This is a genomic window from Streptomyces sp. NPDC059456, from assembly GCF_042750055.1.
Taxonomy (GTDB): Bacteria; Actinomycetota; Actinomycetes; order Streptomycetales; family Streptomycetaceae; genus Streptomyces.
The window spans coordinates 1-17,727 of record NZ_JBHYVA010000098.1 but is presented as its reverse complement, the minus strand read 5'-3'; the positions used below and the strand labels follow the sequence as shown (position 1 = coordinate 17,727).

Annotated in this window: 17 protein-coding genes; 14 read left to right on the top strand and 3 right to left on the bottom strand. The window is 73.5% G+C overall.

Features of this window, described 5'->3' with window-relative positions; genetic code table 11:
* Positions 1 to 93: 93 nt before the first annotated feature.
* The 3 genes from ACFXA3_RS12000 to ACFXA3_RS11990 form a co-directional block, all read right to left on the bottom strand.
* A complete protein-coding gene (locus ACFXA3_RS12000; RefSeq protein ID WP_385185478.1) occupies positions 94 to 834 on the bottom strand; it encodes a PP2C family protein-serine/threonine phosphatase in 741 nt (246 codons plus the stop codon).
* 49 nt (positions 835 to 883) lie between these two features.
* A complete protein-coding gene (locus tag ACFXA3_RS11995) occupies positions 884 to 2,020 on the bottom strand; it encodes a site-2 protease family protein (protein WP_385185475.1) in 1,137 nt (378 codons plus the stop codon).
* Positions 2,021 to 2,129: 109 nt separating this feature from the next.
* On the bottom strand, positions 2,130 to 2,486 hold the full coding sequence (locus tag ACFXA3_RS11990) for a hypothetical protein (protein ID WP_385185472.1): 357 nt from the start codon (positions 2,484 to 2,486) through the stop codon (positions 2,130 to 2,132).
* Between the two features lie 290 nt (positions 2,487 to 2,776).
* On the opposite strand from ACFXA3_RS11990, the gene ACFXA3_RS11985 reads away from it, so the two are divergent.
* The 14 genes from ACFXA3_RS11985 to ACFXA3_RS11920 all read left to right on the top strand — a co-directional run.
* The gene (locus ACFXA3_RS11985) at positions 2,777 to 4,894 is read left to right on the top strand and encodes a hypothetical protein (protein ID WP_385185470.1); all 2,118 of its coding nucleotides are present in this window, start codon (positions 2,777 to 2,779) and stop codon (positions 4,892 to 4,894) included.
* 50 nt (positions 4,895 to 4,944) lie between these two features.
* On the top strand, positions 4,945 to 6,591 hold the full coding sequence (locus tag ACFXA3_RS11980) for a hypothetical protein (protein ID WP_385185467.1): 1,647 nt from the start codon (positions 4,945 to 4,947) through the stop codon (positions 6,589 to 6,591).
* A gap of 174 nt (positions 6,592 to 6,765) precedes the next feature.
* Positions 6,766 to 8,544, top strand: coding sequence for a hydrogenase maturation protein (locus tag ACFXA3_RS11975; protein WP_385185464.1), 1,779 nt, complete (start codon positions 6,766 to 6,768; stop codon positions 8,542 to 8,544).
* A 97-nt stretch (positions 8,545 to 8,641) separates the two neighbouring features.
* Positions 8,642 to 9,700 carry a hydrogenase expression protein HypE gene (locus ACFXA3_RS11970; protein WP_385185461.1) on the top strand — a complete coding sequence of 353 codons (1,059 nt, stop codon included), beginning with the start codon at positions 8,642 to 8,644 and terminating at the stop codon, positions 9,698 to 9,700.
* A gap of 97 nt (positions 9,701 to 9,797) precedes the next feature.
* A complete protein-coding gene (locus ACFXA3_RS11965; protein ID WP_385185459.1) occupies positions 9,798 to 11,582 on the top strand; it encodes a nickel-dependent hydrogenase large subunit in 1,785 nt (594 codons plus the stop codon).
* Positions 11,579 to 12,100 (top strand): hypothetical protein, encoded by a 522-nt coding sequence (locus ACFXA3_RS11960; RefSeq protein WP_385185457.1) that lies wholly within the window; start codon positions 11,579 to 11,581, stop codon positions 12,098 to 12,100. The genes ACFXA3_RS11965 and ACFXA3_RS11960 overlap by 4 nt, the downstream gene beginning before the upstream one ends.
* 86 nt (positions 12,101 to 12,186) lie before the next feature.
* Positions 12,187 to 12,804 carry a DUF5947 family protein gene (locus ACFXA3_RS11955; protein WP_385185481.1) on the top strand — a complete coding sequence of 206 codons (618 nt, stop codon included), beginning with the start codon at positions 12,187 to 12,189 and terminating at the stop codon, positions 12,802 to 12,804.
* A complete protein-coding gene (locus ACFXA3_RS11950) occupies positions 12,801 to 13,517 on the top strand; it encodes a DUF6084 family protein (protein WP_385185454.1) in 717 nt (238 codons plus the stop codon). Before ACFXA3_RS11955 ends, ACFXA3_RS11950 begins: the two co-directional genes overlap by 4 nt.
* On the top strand, positions 13,514 to 14,971 hold the full coding sequence (locus ACFXA3_RS11945; protein WP_385185451.1) for a hypothetical protein: 1,458 nt from the start codon (positions 13,514 to 13,516) through the stop codon (positions 14,969 to 14,971). The genes ACFXA3_RS11950 and ACFXA3_RS11945 overlap by 4 nt, the downstream gene beginning before the upstream one ends.
* Positions 14,968 to 15,498 (top strand): hydrogenase maturation protease, encoded by a 531-nt coding sequence (locus ACFXA3_RS11940; protein WP_385185448.1) that lies wholly within the window; start codon positions 14,968 to 14,970, stop codon positions 15,496 to 15,498. The genes ACFXA3_RS11945 and ACFXA3_RS11940 overlap by 4 nt, the downstream gene beginning before the upstream one ends.
* 10 nt (positions 15,499 to 15,508) lie before the next feature.
* Positions 15,509 to 15,613 (top strand): DUF6893 family small protein, encoded by a 105-nt coding sequence (locus tag ACFXA3_RS11935; RefSeq protein WP_385185445.1) that lies wholly within the window; start codon positions 15,509 to 15,511, stop codon positions 15,611 to 15,613.
* Between the two features lie 153 nt (positions 15,614 to 15,766).
* Entirely contained in the window at positions 15,767 to 16,174 is a 408-nt protein-coding gene (locus tag ACFXA3_RS11930; protein WP_385185442.1) for a hydrogenase maturation nickel metallochaperone HypA, read from the top strand.
* Between the two features lie 3 nt (positions 16,175 to 16,177).
* Complete coding sequence (gene hypB, locus ACFXA3_RS11925; RefSeq protein WP_385185440.1) at positions 16,178 to 17,122, top strand: hydrogenase nickel incorporation protein HypB; 945 nt, start codon at positions 16,178 to 16,180, stop codon at positions 17,120 to 17,122.
* Positions 17,122 to 17,727: acylphosphatase (locus tag ACFXA3_RS11920; protein ID WP_385185437.1), on the top strand; the 606-nt coding region annotated here is incomplete at its 3' end. The genes hypB and ACFXA3_RS11920, both read left to right, overlap by 1 nt.

Here is a 17,727-nt window from a genome sequence, read left to right as displayed (position 1 = left end):
CGCGCCAAGGCCGGCGCAAAGCCCGGCAAGCCCCGCCGCCGCCCCTAGGGCCTGTCATCCGGATCAGGCCGGGCCCGATCCGGAAGACAGGCCCTAGTCGCCCAGCCGGAGCAGTGCGAGGGTGATGTTGTCCGGGCCGCCGGCGTCGATGGCGGCCTTCCACAGCTCGAACGCCGCCCTGCCGTCGTCGTGGACCCGCAGCAGCTCACGGACCTCCTCGGGCGGCACCGGGTCGGTCAGCCCGTCCGAGCACACCAGGTAGCGGGCTCCGGCGCGCAGCGGTTCCGCCGAGACGTGGGGCGTGACCCCGGTGCGGTGGCGGGCCCCGCCGAGCGCCTGGGTCAGCAGGGACGTGGTGCGCTGTCCCGGTTCCAGCGGCGGATTGTCGTCCACGCTCACCTGCCGGAGATCCTGCCCCGTGGCGTCCAGCACCCGGCTGTCGCCGACGTTGAACGAGATCAGCGAGTCCTCCAGCACGACGACACCCGCCACGGTGGTCCCCATGCCGGCCAGCTCCGGATCGCCGTCGGCCGCCGCGTACACCGCGTGGTTGCACAGGCCGAGCGCCTCACGGACGGCGCCCTCGCCGTCCAGGGCCGGGCCGAGCATCGCCAGCTGCCGCACGACCAGCGCACTGGCCACCTCGCCGGCAGGCTGTCCGCCGATCCCGTCCGCGACCGCGACGACCAGCGGCGAACCGAGCGGAAACACGAACGTCTGAGGATTTCGGGTCACCCCGGCGCACAGCGTCCACGGCCCGACGACGAGGCTGTCCTCGTTGTGGTCGCGTACCAGTCCGGCATGGCTCAGGGCGCTCACGGCCACGTACGTCATCGCACCTCCCCGGTCGCGCCGCGCACCCGCCGGTGCCCGCCCGCGGAACTCATCCCGGCTCCCCGTCCCCGCCGCCCAGCGCCCGCCGCTGCATGAGCCGGCGGACGTCCTTCGCGGTCACGATCCCCACCAGCAGGCCCCCGTCCACGACCAGCAGCGGCATTCCGGTCCCCGGGCGCAGCCCGCCCAGGGCCTCCTCCAGCAGATCGCCCGGCGCGGCGACCGCGCACCGCTCCAGCGGGGTCGCCACCTCGCGCACGCGCAGTGCCTCGCGCTGGGCCTGCGGGATCGGAGCCAGCCCGCGCACGTGCACCACACCGCTGGGACGGCCGTCGAAATCGAGCAGCGGCAGCGCGGAGTGACGGGATTCCACGGCCACCTCGTCGATGAACCGCCGCACGCTCAGCCAGTCGGCACCGGTCGCCACCGGACTGGACATGGCATCGGCCACGCGCAGCCCCCGCAGCGCCGTGCGCAGCACCGCCTGCTGTCGCTCCGCGCCCGCGACGAACGTGACGAACAGCCCGAGGAAGACCAGCCACAGTCCGCTCGACGTCCCGCGCAGGAACGAGATCCAGCCCGCCGCCATCAGCAGTACGCCCATGACCTGCCCGCTGCGCGAGGACGCCCGCTCCGCGCGCTCCCGGTCGCCCGTGCGCCACCACAGCAGTGCCTGGAGCACCCGGCCGCCGTCGAGCGGCGCGGCGGGCAGCAGGTTGAAGACGGCGAGGAAGAGGTTCGCCCAGCCGAGCCACACCAGCACGGCGGCGGGCACCGCCCAGCCGGGCAGTGCGTGCAGCCCGATCCCCGCGCCGAGCGCGGCGCCGCCGATCACCAGGCTGGTGAACGGTCCGCTCACCGCCACCGCGAAGGCCGCCCCGGCGGTCTGCGGCCGGCCCATCCTGGTCACGCCGCCCATCGCCCACAGGGTGACGTCCTCGACGGAGATCTTCCTGCGGCGGGCCGTCGCGGCGTGCGCCGCCTCGTGCAGCAGCAGGCTGCCGGTGAGCAGCAGGGCCCCCACGACGCTGGCCACGGTGTACACCGCGTCCGAGCGCCCCGGGGTCCACACGGGCAGGGTCTGGCGGCCGAGCCCGTACGCGAACAGCACCACCAGCAGCGGCACGCTCCAGTGCATGCGCAGCGGCACGCCGACCACACGTCCGATGGGGAGCGAACCGTTCATCTCCGCCTCCTGCCGGCGCGGCAGTGGGTCCACACCCATTGTCGCTCCGGGGCGGCGGACCGCAGCGCCGCGCCGTCCGGCCCGGGGCGGGCGGCGCCCGCCGGGGGGCTCAGCCCTCCGTGACCGCCGGAGCGGCGAAGGCCTCGTCGAGCTCCCACGCGTGGCGCTTGAACTCGCGCACGAAGTCGCCGTGGTCCTCCCACTGGCGGGCGATCCCGCGCAGCACGTCCCAGTGGTGCTCCACCGACTGGTCGATGACCCGGCGCAGCGCGGGGTCGGCCGTCGCCCGCTTCCCGATGAGGCCCTTGACCGCCGAGGCCTCCAGCACCGCGTTGCGCAGCGCGCGCAGCGCACGGGAGGTGTCGTCCATCGCGAAACCGTGCTCGCTGCCGGTGGCCTCGTCGAACAGCGGGGTCAGCCGCGCCTCGATGAATGCGGTGATCCGCTCGAAGTGCTGCACGTCCATCGGGACTCCATCTCCTGCCGCGCGCGGTGCGGCCCGGCACATCGGGTGGTGCGCCTGCTTCCAGGCGATCTGGCGGCTCGCCAGCGCGGATGAAGAATATCCGCTCCAAGATCCGGTCCCGGAATTCCGGGAACCCTTCCACCGCATTCCCCGTTGCTGCGTGTCCTTGCGGTGTTACCTTCCGTGTCGTCGGCGCGTGCGTCGCACTTTTCGGTTGGGGGGGCGGGGGAATGGTGAGCGCAACGGCGGAGCTCGGCCATGCGGAGGGGACCGACGCTTTTCTGCGGCACATGATCTGGCGGTATCCGGACCAGCGGCAGCCCGTGGTGGCGCTGCTCGGCCCCCGCCAGTCGGGCAAGACGAGCATGCTCCGCTCCCTGTCCCGGGGATGCGGTTCCACGGTGGTCCACGCCCACCTCGACTTCCACGAGACCCCGCTCGACCCGGTGTCCGCCGCGGCGCTCGTGGCCTTCCAGATGATGCGCGGCTGGGACACGCTGCGCCGCAGCCCCGTCTTCCACCGCTTCGCACTCGGACTGCTCGCCCTCAACGAGAACCTGGAACCGGACCGCGCCCGCGCCACGGACCAGATCAGGGGGCTGATCCAGCAGTACACGCGGGGCACCCGCCGCGGCAGGTTCGCCACCCGGCTCGAAGAGGCGGTGGACGCCACGATGGACGTCGTGGCGACCGGTGCGCTCAGCCCGCTGGTGCAGGGCCAGGCCCGCGAAGTGGTCGGCGCCGTACGGGAGCGGGCCCGGCCGGTGATCGGATCACTGCTCCAGAGCACTGCCCGCTGGGGCCTGCGCGAAGCGCTGCGCTGGCACGTCGGCATCCCGGAAGCGGAGGCCGCCGGTTCCCTGGACGCGCTGATCCGGCTGAGTTCCGCATCGCGGTCGGCCGCGGTCGGCCCCCTGCTGGCCGCCTTCCTCGCCGACGCCAAGGACCAGGCGGACCACCATCCGGCGCTGCGCTCGGCGTGCTCCTGCGAGCTGCCACCGCAGTACGCGGGCCAGGCCGGCCGGCACGACCACGCATGGGTCCTCTTCGTGGACGGGGCACAGACCCCGGCCGGCCGGCGCTTCCTCACCGCGCTCGTCGCCGCCCGCATGCGCAACGAGCACAACGAACCGGGCTCCGGTGGCGCCGCCGACCCGCTGGTCGTCCTCGCCGCGTGCGACCAGTGGCAGCCGGAGTGGACCACCCGCTGGTGCGAGCCCTGGCGGACCACACCGCTGCCGGACACCCCGCAGCGCCGCGTCCCCCTCCTCACCCGCGCCACCCGTACGCACTGGACCCGGCAGGACGGCAGCGGCGCCGGACCGGATCCCGCCTCGGCGGCGCACTACTGGTACCCGGTGTGGCTCGACCCGATGTCCGAGGAACGGGTCTCGGACGTCACCGACGACTCCGCCTCCCTGGCCGCGCCCGTCGCGGCGTCCGTCGTCCACGCCCTCACCGGCGGCCACTGGGGCGCCGTCCTCGCCCTCCAGGAGCAGCGCGCGAGCACGCCGCCGCAGGACGGGACCGCCGTACGGGAAAGACCCCTGCCCGCCGCGGTCGACGCCGGCGGCAGACCGCTGTGGGCGCGCGCCCTGGAGGCCGGTCTCCCCGAAGGGCTCGCCGCGCCCGCACCGGGCCGGGCCGTCCCGCCGCCCGTCGTCCTGGCGGCCGGCTACCTGGCGGACATGCGCACCGCCGACGACCCCCGGGTACCGGTGGAGATAGCGGACCTGCCGCGCAGCCTGGAGCTGTTGCGCCGCAACCTGTGGGTCAGCACCTTCTTCCACCGCCCCTCGCGGATCCGCGAGGTCGGCTGGGGCGATGCCGACAGACCCGCGGTGCTCCACCCCTGGCTCAGCCGGTGCGCGCTCACCGCCCTCTCCGCCGCAGACCCCGCGGGCGCCGCCGCCGGGGCGGAAGGGGAGCGGCCCGCCGATCCGTGGCACGACGTCTTCACCCGGCAGGGCCGGGCCCTCGCGGCCCTGGCCGCCACCCACAACGGTTCGGGCGGCGTGGCCCGCGAGGAGCAACAGCTCTTCTACGACCTGGCCCTGGGCGAGTTCGCCCCCGTGGCCGAGGCACTGTCCGGCCGCTTCGACCGGGACCACCGCGCATGGGTGCGCCTCCTGGACTACCTGGCCTCGGCGCCGTGCCGCCTGGTCCACGAACAGTCCGCGCAGCAGGCCTACGCGGTCCTGCTCGCCGGGATCGAGGAGACCGGCCAGGACGTGGTGGCGGTCGCCACGGCCAAGCTCCTGGCCCTGCTGTGGCTGTACAACGACCCGCTCACCGAGCGCAGCCGGCGCTGGGACGCCCAGATCGAGGAGGGCTTCGAACGGCTCGCGCACAACTCCCGCCTGCTCGACGTCAGCGCCCTCCAGCAGGCGGGCGCGCTGTTCGCCTGATCCCTCCGCGCCACGCCTGCGCGTGGCCGCGCGCACCGCAAGGAGTCCTCATGCCCGCAGGTGTACGCAACCCCCGACTCGGCCGGCTGCGCCGCCATCCGGTGCTCTCACTGGCCGCCGCCCTCGTCCTCCTGGCCGGTGCCGTGCTGGGCGGCACATGGGGCTACCGGGTGCTGTTCCCGCCGGCCCTGTCGTGCGGGGCCGGCATGACCGCCGCGGGCAAACCGCTCGCCTGCGTCGGCGTGAACCTCGACAGCACGCCCTTCACCAAGGGCGAACCGGAGCGCATGCGCAAGCTGGAGAACGCGATCCGCACCGCCAACGCGGCGGTGAAGGGCAACTCCACCAGCGTGGTGCTGATGCTGAACCTCTCGCCCGTCGCCGACGTGGACACGCTGACGTACGAGTCGCTGTACCCCAACATCGAGGGGGCCATGGCCGCGGTGTGGCGCGCCAACAACACGGCGGCGTACGGCAGCACCCCCGGCGTCAAGCTGTACCTGGCCAACATGGGCAGCCAGTACGCGTCCTGGCAGCAGGCGGTCGCCGGCGTGCGCAAGCACGCGGAGGCCGAGCACATCTCGGCGGTCGTGGGCCTCGGCCAGAGCACCGAGCAGACCCGGCAGGCCGCCGCCGCCATCTCCGCCCAGCTGCACATCCCCGTCATCGGATCGACGGTCACCGGCAACTCCATGAACCTGGACCCCGCCGACCCGGCGGGCAAGCGGACGATCCCCGACATGTTCCGGGTCTCCTCCACCAACTCCGACTCCGTCATCGCGGCCAACCAGTACGTCACGGGACTGCGCCCGGCCGTGACCTCGCTCGCGGTGGTGGCGGACAGCGTCGCCGACGACGACTACACGGCCACACTGGCGGCGGAGGCCAAAACCCGCTTCCAGGCCCCGGACCGCACGGTGACCGTGCTGCCGTACACCTCGCCCAGCAGCCTGCCCAGCGGCGCCGGCCGCCAGGACTACCTGATCCAGCAGTTCAACCTGATGCACGCCAACCTGTGCCAGGCCGCACCGTCCGTCGTGTACTTCGCCGGCCGCGGCCGCGATCTCGGAGCCTTCGTGCAGAACTGGGTGCAGGGCACGCCCTGCGGAACCACGCAGCTGCGCATCCTGGTCGGGGACGACGCGTCCGAGGCCATCCGCGACGACGCCGTCCTCAAGGGGGTCGCCTCCGGCCGGGTGACGGTGGCGTACACGGCCCTGGCCAGTCCGGACGAGTGGGGCACCGAATGCCCGGGATCGGACGCCAAGCGCAACTACGACCAGTTCTGGTCGGCGTTCACCGGGTGGCCCGACCCGTGCACGAAGCAGCCCCTGGCCACCACCCGGCCCGGCGCCCAGCCCCTGTCCTTCGACGCCGCGGACCTCGCCAGCGGGCAGGCGATGCTCACGCACGACGCCACCGTCGCCGCGATCAGCGCGGCCCGGCACGACGAGGCGGGTCTGAAGAACCCGGGCCTGGAGACCGGCATCCTCCACCAGTTCTACTGCGCGCAGATGCTGCCGGGGTCGAGCGGCTGGCTCTCGTTCGGCGCCGACGGCAACCCGGTCGGCAAGCCCACCCCGATCGTCCAGCTGGGCCCGGACGGGACCACGAAGACGGTCACCCTCACCTGGCCCGGCTCCGCCCCCAACCTCAGCCTGCCGCAGCGCGGCGGTACGGGCGCCCCCGGCTGCTGACCGCACCGGGCCCGGCGGCCGTCGCCTGTCCACCAGGTGGCGGCCCCGGGCGGTCCCTTCCGAGTGACAGCCCCGTAGGTCGTCCCGGCCCGCGGGCGCCCGTGGTCGACGATCTCCAGCGGCCGTACCTGTTCAGGCCCCAGCTCGCCGGGGGCCGGACGCTTGGGAGATCACGTGCACATCCTGCTCGCCGCCGGCGCGTTCAACAGTCTCACTCAGCGTGTCCACGCGGAACTGAGGGACCGCGGGCACAGCGTGGCGGTCGAGCTCGCCCTGCCCGGCACGTCCCTCACGGAAGCCGTGGAGCGCCACCGGCCGGACCTCGTCCTCGCCCCGATGCTGAAGACGGCCGTCCCCCGCGAGGTCTACTCCGCCCACACCTGCCTGATCGTCCACCCCGGGCCGGTCGGCGACCGGGGGCCCTCCTCGCTCGACTGGGCCCTCACCGAGAACGAGACCCACTGGGGCGTCACCGTCCTCCAGGCCGGCGAGGAGATGGACGCGGGCGACGTCTGGGCCACCGCCGACTGCCCGCTGCCGTCCGTCGGCAAGAGCGACGCCTACCGCGGCGAGATCGCCGACGCGGCGCTGTCCGCGGTGCTGACGGCCGTCGACCGGTTCGCCTCGGGCACCCACGCACCCCAACCGCAGCGAACCGGGCGCGCCCGCCCCTACCTGCGCCAGGAACTGCGCCGGATCGACTGGGAACACGACTCCACCGAGCGCGTCCTCCGCACGCTGCGCGCCGCCGACTCACAGCCCGGCGTACTCGACGAACTGCTCGGCGCCCCCTGGTTCCTGCACGGCGGCCACCCCGAGGACGCACTGCGCGGCAACCCCGGCGAACTGCTCGCCACCCGGGCCGGCGCCATCTGCCGGGCGACCGCCGACGGGGCCGTCTGGATCCCCGAGCTGCGGGCCCGGCGCACTCCGGGCGGGCCGGCCCCCGTCAAACTCCCCGCCACCCTGGCCCTCGGCGACCGGCTGCCGCCGCTCCCCGAACTCCCCGCGCCGCCGTACGACCCCGGCGCCGGCGAGGGCCCCCGCACCTGGTCCGACATCACCTACCGGGAACAGGGCGGCGCCGGCTTCCTCACGTTCTCCTTCCCGGGCGGCGCGATGAGCACCGACCACTGCCGGCGCCTGCTCGCCGCCTACCGGGAGGCCTGTACCCGCCCCGTCTCCCTGCTGGTCCTCGGCGGCGGCCGGGACTTCTTCTCCAACGGCATCCACCTGGGCGTCATCGAGGCGTCCGCCGATCCGGCCGAGGAGTCCTGGGCCAACATCAACGCCATGGACGACTTGGTGGAGGCCGTGCTGACCACCACCGACCGGTTCGTCGTGGCCGCTCTCGGCGGCAACGCCGCCGCCGGCGGGGTCATGCTCGCCCTCGCCGCCGACGAGGTCTGGTGCCGCAGCGGCGTCGTGCTCAACCCGCACTACCGGCTGATGGGCCTGTACGGATCCGAGTACTGGACCTACACGCTGCCCCGCCGGACCGGCACCGGCGTCGCGGAGCGCCTGACCGCCGACGCCCTGCCGATCAGCGCCGAATCCGCCCGGCGGCTCGGGCTCGTCGACCGCACCATCGACTGCGGCCCGCAGGCCTTCGCGGACGAGACCGCCCGGCTCGCCGTCCGGGCGGCGGACTCGCCCGCCGTCCGGTCCCGGATCGCCGGCAAGAAGGCCCGCCGCGACGCGGACGAGAGCGTGAAGCCGCTCGCCGCCTACCGCGAGGCGGAGCTCGCCCGCATGCGCGAGACCTTCCTCGACCCGCAGGCCCCGTACCACGCCCTGCGCCGCGCCTTCGTGCGCAAGGAGCCCCCGGAGCGCACCCCGGCCCACCTGGCGCGGACCGTGGCCGGACGGCGCACCGCACCGCTGCCCGCGCGGCGGCCCGGGGTCACTGGACCGGCCCAACAAGACAGGGCGCCGGGCCCGGCCGGCTGCTAGCAAGAAGGGTGAGGCCGGCGCGGAGCACCTGCCCGTCCGCCGTCCCCGTCCCCAGCCCCACCCACCCCCCCGCATCCCTCCCCAAGGAGCGATCCTCATGGATGCAGCAACGCCGAGCACGGTAGTAGAGGACCCCCCGATCCACATCCTCTGGATCAACGCCGGACTGAGCTGCGACGGCGACTCGGTGTCCCTGACGGCAGCGATGCAGCCCAGCATCGAGGAGATCGTCATGGGCGTCCTGCCGGGACTGCCCAAGATCGCCGTGCACTGGCCGCTGATCGACTTCGAGTGCGGACCGGTCGGCGGCGCCGACACGTTCATCGAATGGTTCTTCAAGGGGGAGCGCGGGGAGATCGACCCCTTCGTGCTCGTCGTCGAAGGCTCGATCCCCAACGAGAAGATCAAGCCCGAGGGCTACTGGTGCGGCTTCGGCGACGACCCGCAGACCGGCCAGCCGATCACCACCAGCGAGTGGATCGACCGCCTCGCGCCCAAGGCCCTCGCCGTGGTCGCGATCGGCACCTGCGCCACCTACGGCGGCATCCACGCCATGGAGGGCAACCCCACCGGCGCCATGGGCGTGCCCGACTACCTGGGCTGGGACTGGAAGTCGCACGCCGGCATCCCGATCGTCTGCGTCCCCGGCTGCCCGATCCAGCCGGACAACTTCTCGGAGACCCTCACCTACCTGCTGTACCAGGCCGCGGGCTCCGCCCCGATGATCCCGCTGGACGACAAGCTGCGCCCGACCTGGCTGTTCGGCAACACCGTCCACGAGGGCTGCGACCGGGCCGGCTACTACGAGCAGGGCGAGTTCGCCCACACCTACGACTCGCCCAAGTGCCTCGTCAAACTCGGCTGCTGGGGCCCCGTCGTCAAGTGCAACGTGCCCAAGCGCGGCTGGATGAACGGCATCGGCGGCTGCCCCAACGTCGGCGGCATCTGCATCGCCTGCACGATGCCGGGCTTCCCCGACAAGTTCATGCCCTTCATGGACGAACCTCCCGGCGCGAAGGTGTCCGCCGGTGCCAGCGGCGTCTACGGCGCGGTGATCCGCAAGCTCCGGGCGATCACGGAGCACACCGTGGACCAGGAGCCCAAGTGGCGCCGGCCGGGCGGGCAGCTGACCACCGGCTACCGCAAGCCCTGGTGACCGCGCCCGCACCCCCGCGTCCGCCCCGCTCCCGCCCCACCGCTGCGCCTCCAAGAACCTCCAGCTACCGGCTCCCAGAAGGGTCACGGCAGACAAGATGACACCGAAGACGAAGGCGGCCGGCGACGGCAGCGGCCTGGTGGAGATGGCCTGGGATCCGATCACCCGGATCGTGGGCAGTCTCGGCATCCACACGAAGATCGACTTCAAGCAGAAGAAGGTGGCGGAGTGCTACAGCACCTCGTCCGTCTTCCGCGGCTACAGCGTCTTCATGCGCGGCAAGGACCCCCGCGACGCGCACTTCATCACCAGCCGCATCTGCGGCATCTGCGGTGACAACCACGCCACCTGCTCCGTGTACGCGCAGAACATGGCCTACGGAGTGAAGCCGCCCCATCTCGCCGAGTGGATCATCAACCTCGGCGAGTCGGCGGAGTACATGTTCGACCACAACATCTTCCAGGAGAACCTGGTCGGGGTCGACTACTGCGAGAAGATGGTCCGCGAGACCAACCCCGGCGTCCTCGAACTCGCCGAGCGCACCGAGGCCCCGCACGCCGCGGAGCACGGCTACCGCACCATCGCCGACATCATGCGCTCCCTCAACCCCATCGAGGGCGAGTTCTACCGCGAGGCCCTCCAGGTCAGCCGGTACACGCGCGAGATGTTCTGTCTGATGGAGGGGCGCCACGTGCACCCCTCCACCCTCTACCCGGGCGGCGTCGGCACCATCGCCTCCGTCCAGCTCTTCACGGACTACATGAGCCGCCTCATGCGGTACTGCGAGTTCATGAAGCGCGTCGTCCCGCTCCACGACGACCTGTTCGACTTCTTCTACGAGGCCCTGCCCGGGTACGAGGAGGTCGGCCGCCGGCGCGTCCTGCTGGGCTGCTGGGGCGCGCTCAACGACCCCGAGTACTGCGACTTCACGTACGCCAACATGACCGACTGGGGACGGAAGATGTTCGTCACCCCGGGCGTGGTGGTGGACGGCAAGCTGGTCACCAACGACCTCACCGAGATCAACCTCGGCATCCGCATCCTGCTCGGCAGCTCGTACTACGACGACTGGCAGGGCCAGGAGAAGTTCGTCACCCACGACCCGCTCGGCAACCCGGTCGACGCCCGCCACCCGTGGAACCAGCACACCATCCCCGCCCCGCAGAAGCGCAACTTCGACGACAAGTACAGCTGGGTGATGTCCCCGCGCTGGTTCGACGGCAAGGACCACCTCGCCCTCGACACCGGCGGCGGCCCCATCGCCCGCCTGTGGTCGACCGCCCTGTCCGGGCTCGTCCACACCGACTACGTCCAGGCCACCGGCCACAGCGTGGTCATCACCCTGCCGCGCACCATGACCAAGCCCGAGACCCGCTTCGAGTGGAAGATCCCGAAGTGGAGCAACGCGCTGGAGCGCAACCGCGCCCGCACGTACTTCCAGGCGTACGCGGCCGCCATCGCGCTGCACTGCGCCGAGAAGGGCCTGGCGGAGGTGCGCGCCGGACGCACCCAGACCTGGGAGAAGTTCGAGGTCCCGGACGAGTCCATCGGCGTCGGTTTCACCGAGGCCGTCCGCGGGGTGCTCTCGCACCACATGGTCATCCGCGACGGCAAGATCGCCAACTACCACCCGTACCCGCCGACCCCGTGGAACGCCAGCACCCGCGACACCTTCGGCACCCCCGGACCGTACGAGGACGCCGTCCAGAACACCCCGATCTTCGAGGAGAACTCCCCGGAGAACTTCAAGGGCATCGACATCATGAGGGCCGTGCGCAGCTTCGACCCCTGCCTGCCCTGCGGCGTCCACATGTACGTCGGCTCGGGCAAGACGGTCAAGCAGATGCACGTGCCCACCGGCCTGAGCGGACTGGGCGGATGAGCGCCGCGGTGACCGACGCCCGCGAGGCGGGCCGGCGGGTGGACGAGGTCCTCGACCGGCTCGCCGCCGGCGGCGACCGCGAGTCCTGCGCCGCGGCCGAGGAACTGGTGCGCGTGCTCATGGACTTCTACGGGGCCGGGCTCGCCCGGATCGTGGAGCGGCTCGGCGTGGAGCGCCTGGGCGGGCTCCTGGACGACGAGCTCGTCGCGAGCCTGCTCGCCCTGCACGACCTGCACCCCGAGGACGTCCACACCCGGATCGCCCGCGCCCTGGACACCGTACGGGACCCCGTGGAGCTCATCGGCTTCGACGCGGCCACCGGCGTCCTGCGCCTGCGGTCCGCAAGCGGCGGGGGCTGCGGCTGCGGTTCCGCCGACGGAGCCGTCCCGCAGAGCGTCGAGGACGCCCTGGCCTGCTTCGCGCCCGAGGTGACGGCGGTCGAACTCGAGGCGGCCGAACCGCCCCTGCCCCTGCTCCAGATCGGCAGCCGCCCGCAGGCCCCGGCGCGGGCCCGGTGAACGCGCGCCACCCCTCGGCACCGGCGGAGCCGCGCACCGGCCCCGCCGGGGCCCCCGGCCCGGCCGCGTCGCGCGGTCCGCGCGGCCTGCGCCGGTTCACCGGGCCCCGACCGCCCCGGCGCGAGTGCTGCGAACTGTGCGGCGTGGGCGTCCCCGAGGACGGCCACCGCCACCTCGTCGAGCCCGACAAGCGCGCGCTGGTCTGCGCCTGCACCGCCTGCGCCCTCCTCTTCGACCGGCCCGGCGCCGCCACCGGGCGCTACCGCGCCGTCCCCGACCGCTACCTCACCGACCCGGAACACCGGCTCGACGACGGCGCGTGGGAACGGCTCCAGATCCCCGTCGGCGTCGCCTTCTTCTTCCGCAACGCCGCCCTCGACCGCCTCGTCGCGCTCTACCCGAGCCCGGCCGGCGCCACCGAGAGCGAACTGGACCCGGCCACCTGGCATGACGTACTCGGCGCCGGCGCGCTCGCCGACCTGCTCGAACCGGACGTGGAGGCACTGCTGCTGCGCCGGACCGGGGGCCGCACCGAGTGCCACCTGGTACCCATCGACATCTGCTACGAACTGGTGGGCCGGATGCGGCTGCTGTGGCAGGGCTTCGACGGCGGGGCCGAGGCGCGCGCCGCGCTGGACGCCTTCTTCGCCCAGGTCGAACGCCGGGCCAAGGCCCCCGCCTCGGCGGGGGAGGCACGGCCATGACCGACTTCGCCTTCGCCTGCACCGGGGTGCGCGCCGACCCGTACGCGGCCGGCCCCACCCTGGTCTTCCGGCTGCGGATCACCGCCACCGGGGCCGACCCCGGCGAGGCGGCCCGCGTCCACGCGCTGTCACTGCGCTGCCAGATCCGCATCGAGCCTGCCCGGCGCGGCTACGGAACCGGCGAAGCCGCAGCGCTCCACGACCTGTTCGGCGAACGCGCCCGCTGGGGGACCACCCTCCAGCCCCTCCAGTTCGCCCAGGTCTCGGTGATGGTCCCCAGCTTCACCGGGGAGACCGAGACCGACGTCGTCGTGCCCTGCACGTACGACATGGACATCGCCTCCGGCCGCTACCTCAGCGCCCTGGAGGACGGCGAGGCACCGCTGCTGATGCTCTTCTCCGGCACGGCCTTCACCGGCGCCGGCGGCTTCCGCGTGGAACCCGTCCCCTGGGACCGGGAAGCCCCGTTCCGGATGCCCGCAGAGGTGTGGCGCGAGATGGTCGAGCAGCACTTCCCGGGCTGCGGCTGGCTGCGACTGCCCCGCGACACCATGGCGGACCTGCTCGCCTACCGCTCCCGCCACGCGCTCGCCTCCTGGGAGGCGACCGTACGGGCCCTGCTGGACGAGGCGGCCGCCGCCCGGCCGGCCCCCGGGGACCCCGCCTGGGCCGGCGCCGTACTGCCGCGGGCCGCCGAGAGGACGGCGCCATGACCGCCACGGCCCCGCCGGCAACCCGGTTCGCCGTCGCCCGCCAGGTCGCCGACGCCGTCCTCTTCGAGGGGTACGTGCTCTACCCGTACCGGGCGTCGGCGGCGAAGAACCGGCTGCGCTGGCAGTTCGGCGTGCTGGTCCCGCCCGCCTGGGGCCCCGCACACGGCGAACACTCCCTCCAGCAGACCCAGTTGGTGATGGAGCCCCGCGGAGCCGCCACCCTGGCCGTCGAGCTGCGCTTCCTGCACGCCCAGCGGCGGACGGTCGAAGAGGCCCGCCCCGACGGCTCGTTCGTCCCCGTACCCGAACTGCACCTGCCCGACCGGGTCCTCGTCCCCTGGGACGAAGGCACCGAGGAGCGGGTCGAGATGACCGTCACCGTCGCCGAGCTGGAGGCGGGCGAGGTCCGCCTGCCCTTCGTGCGGCCCGCCCGCGAGGAGACCGAGCCGGTGGCCGGCGCCGACGGTCGGCAGGTGGGCCGGCTGGTGCGGCGCACCGAACGGGCCGACGGCCTGCTGCGGCTGCGTGCGGAACAACTGGACGTCCCCTACCGGGCGTTCAAGCTCACCGCGGTGGTCGAGAACATCACGGACTGGACCCCGCAGGGCGACGCGGCCGACGGGAGCGACGCAGCCGGCGCAGCAGCCGGAGCCGATCGGGAGGCGGCGCTGCCGCGCTCCCTGGTAGCGGCCCACCTCCTGCTGGGCCTCAGCGCCGGCTCCTTCCTCTCGATGACCGATCCGCCCGAGTGGGCCAGGGCCTCGGTCGCGTCCTGCGCCAACCTGCACACCTGGCCCGTGCTCGCCGGTGAACCGGGCAGCGCCGACGTGGTCCTGTCCTCGCCGATCATCCTGGAGGACCACCCCGCCGTCGCCCCGGAGAGCATCGGGGCCATGTACGACGCCACGGAGATCGACGAGATCCTCGCCCTGCGCACGGCGGCACTGACCGACCGGGAGAAGCGGGAGGCCCGGGGCACCGACGCCCGCGCGGCCGCCGTGATCGACCTGGCCGACACCATGCCCCCCGAGGTGCTGGAGCGCCTGCACGGCGCCGTCCGGGCGCTCCGCGAGATCACCGGCCCCGGTGCGCCCGTCCCCGACCGGATCACCGAACCCTTCGAGGAGGACGCCGTGTTCAAGCCGGAGACCCCCTGGTGGGATCCGGCGCACGCCGACCCGGCCGACCCGGCCCGTGACCGCATCCTGATCGACGGGACCTCCGTGGGGCCCGGCAGCCGGGTGCTCCTGCGCCCGGGCCTGCGGCGCACCGACGCCCAGGACCTGTTCCTCCAGGGCCGTGCCGCCCTGGTCGAGGCCGTGCTCCACGACGTCGACGGGGGAGTGCACCTCGCCGTCACCGTCGAAGGGGACCCGGGTGCCGACATCCGGCGCGAACAGGGCCGGTTCCTGTACTTCCAGCCCGACGAGGTCGCCCCGCTGGAGGACGCGTGAGCGGCCGCACCCTGATCGCCGGCATCGGCAACGTCTTCCTCGGCGACGACGGCTTCGGCGTCGAGACCGTCCGCAGGCTGTCCGAGCCCGGACACGTGCTGCCGGCCCACGTCGAGGTGGTGGACATCGGCGTGCGCGGTGTCCACCTCGCCTACCAGCTCCTCGACGGCTACGACACGCTCGTCCTGGTGGACGCCACCGCCCGGGGCGCGGACCCCGGCACCCTGTACCTGATCGACGCCGCCGCACCCGGATCGATCGCCCCGCAGAGCCCCGTCCTCGACGGGCACCAGATGTCCCCCGACGCGGTGCTGGCCCTGCTGGACACCCTGTGCGCCGGTACCGGCGCCGTGCCGCCCCGGCGGATCCTGGTCGTCGGCTGCGAACCCGGCTGCCTGGAGGAGGGCATCGGCCTGAGCGAGCCGGTGGCCGCAGCGGTCCCGGAGGCCGTACGGATGCTCCTGGACCTGGTCCGCCGTCCGGACGGGGACCGGCTCGACGAAGAACACAACGCCGCCGCCAACTGAGGAGAACCCCATGAAGAAGGCCATCATCTGCGGCGCGTCCGCCGCCGTCGTCGTGTGCGCGCTGGGGATGGTGCTCCCCGACATCCAGCGCTACCTGAGGATCCGCCGCATGTGACCGCGGCCCGGACCCGCGCACCTGCGACCCGCGCACCTGCGACCTGCGACCGCCCCGGCGCCCGAATGGCGTACGGGGCGTCGGCGCGTCGGCGTGCCCGACCGCTCCGTCCGGCGCCGGCCGGTCTAATGAGGCCCGGCAGGACGGAGTCCCATGCACGAGATGTCGATCGCCATGGCCGTGGTGGGTCAGGTGGAGGAAGCAGCCGAAGCGGGCGGCGCGACCGCCGTCACCTCGGTCCGGCTCCAGGTCGGAGAGCTCGCCGGGGTGGTGCCCGACGCCCTCGTCTTCTGCTTCGAACTGGCCTGCGCGGGAACGCTCCTCGAAGGCGCCGAGCTCGTGACGGAGCCGGTCGCCGCCTCGGCGCACTGCCGCTCCTGCACCGGCGACTGGGCCGTCGGCATGCCGCCCCGGCTGGTCTGCCCCGGCTGCGGACAGGCCACGGACGTGGAACTGCGCACCGGGCGCGAGCTGCAGATCCTCAGCGTGCACTGGGAGGACGGCCCCGCCCGCGTCCGGCCCCCCGTCCCCACCCGCGAACCCATCTCCGAGGAGCGCTGAACCATGTGCCGTGTGGTCGACCTGAAGCAGGCGGTCCTGGCCAAGAACGACTCGGTCGCGCACGCGCTGCGCACCGAACTCACCACCCGCGGCACCACGGTGGTCAACCTGCTGTCCAGCCCTGGCAGCGGCAAGACCGCCCTCCTGGAGCGCGAACTCGGCCTCGCCCGCGAGCGCGGCGTCCCGGTCGCCGCCCTGACCGCCGACCTCGCCACCGAGAACGACGCGGTGCGGCTGGCGCGTTCGGGCGTCCCCGTCAAGCAGGTGCTCACCGACGGGCTCTGCCACCTCGAAGCGGTGATGCTGGGCCGCCACCTCGACGGCTGGATGCCCGAGGACACGCGGCTGCTGTTCGTGGAGAACGTCGGCAACCTCGTCTGCCCGGCCTCGTACGACCTCGGGGAGTCGCTGCGCGTCGTGCTGGCCTCGGTGACCGAGGGCGAGGACAAGCCGCTCAAGTACCCGACGGCGTTCGGGCTCGCGCAGCTCGTCGTGGTGACGAAGACGGACATCGCGCAGGCCGTGGAATTCGACGAGGCCGCCTTCCGCGCGCACGTGCAACAGGTCAACCCCGGGGTGGAGGTGGTGCTGACCTCGGCCCGCGGCGGCGAGGGCGCGGGCATCCTGCTCGACCGGGCGCTCGCGGTCGGCGACGGCGGCCCGGTGCACACGCCGGTCATGGCGCGACAGCCGCACACGCACCACCACGACCACGATCAGCCCACCGGGGGCCCGGCCCACGACCACGCCCCCGGACACGACCACGCCGCCGGTCACGCCCCGCACCACGCACCCGGCGCAGGCCACGGCCCCGGCCATGAACACGGGCCCGGCCACGACCACGACCGCGAGCACGGTCCGGGTGCCGGAACCGGCCCCGGTCACCACGGTCCCGGTTCCGTCTCCCGGGCCGTGCACCCGCACTCCGGCGTGGTGCAGCCCCGCTGATGGAGGCCGTACAGCGCCGCCGGGTCGTCGTGCGCGGAGTGGTGCAGGGCGTCGGCTTCCGGCCGTACGTGTACAACCGCGCGACCGGACTCGGTCTCGCCGGACACGTCACCAACACCCCCGAGGGGGTCGTCGCCGAGGTCGAGGGCGCACCGGCCGCCGTATCGGCCTTCTGCGATCGGCTCGCGGCCGACGCGCCGCCGCTCGCGGTCGTCGACGCCGTCGACCACTGCGAGGTCCCCGTCGCCGGCGGATCGGGCTTCGCGATCGTCGCCTCCCGGTCCGGCGGACCCGCACGCACCCTCGTCCCACCGGACGTGGCCACCTGCGCCGACTGCCTCGCGGAGCTGGCCGACCCGGCCGACCGGCGCCACCGGCACCCCTTCATCACCTGCACGCACTGCGGCCCCCGGTTCACCATCGTCACCGGGCTGCCGTACGACCGGGCGCACACCACCATGGCCCGCTTCCCGATGTGCCCCGACTGTGCAAGCGAGTACGCGGACCCCGCCGACCGGCGCTTCCACGCCCAGCCGGTGGCCTGCCCCGCCTGCGGTCCGCGGCTGCGGCTCCTCGCCGGGTCACCACCGCGCCAGGAGGCCTGC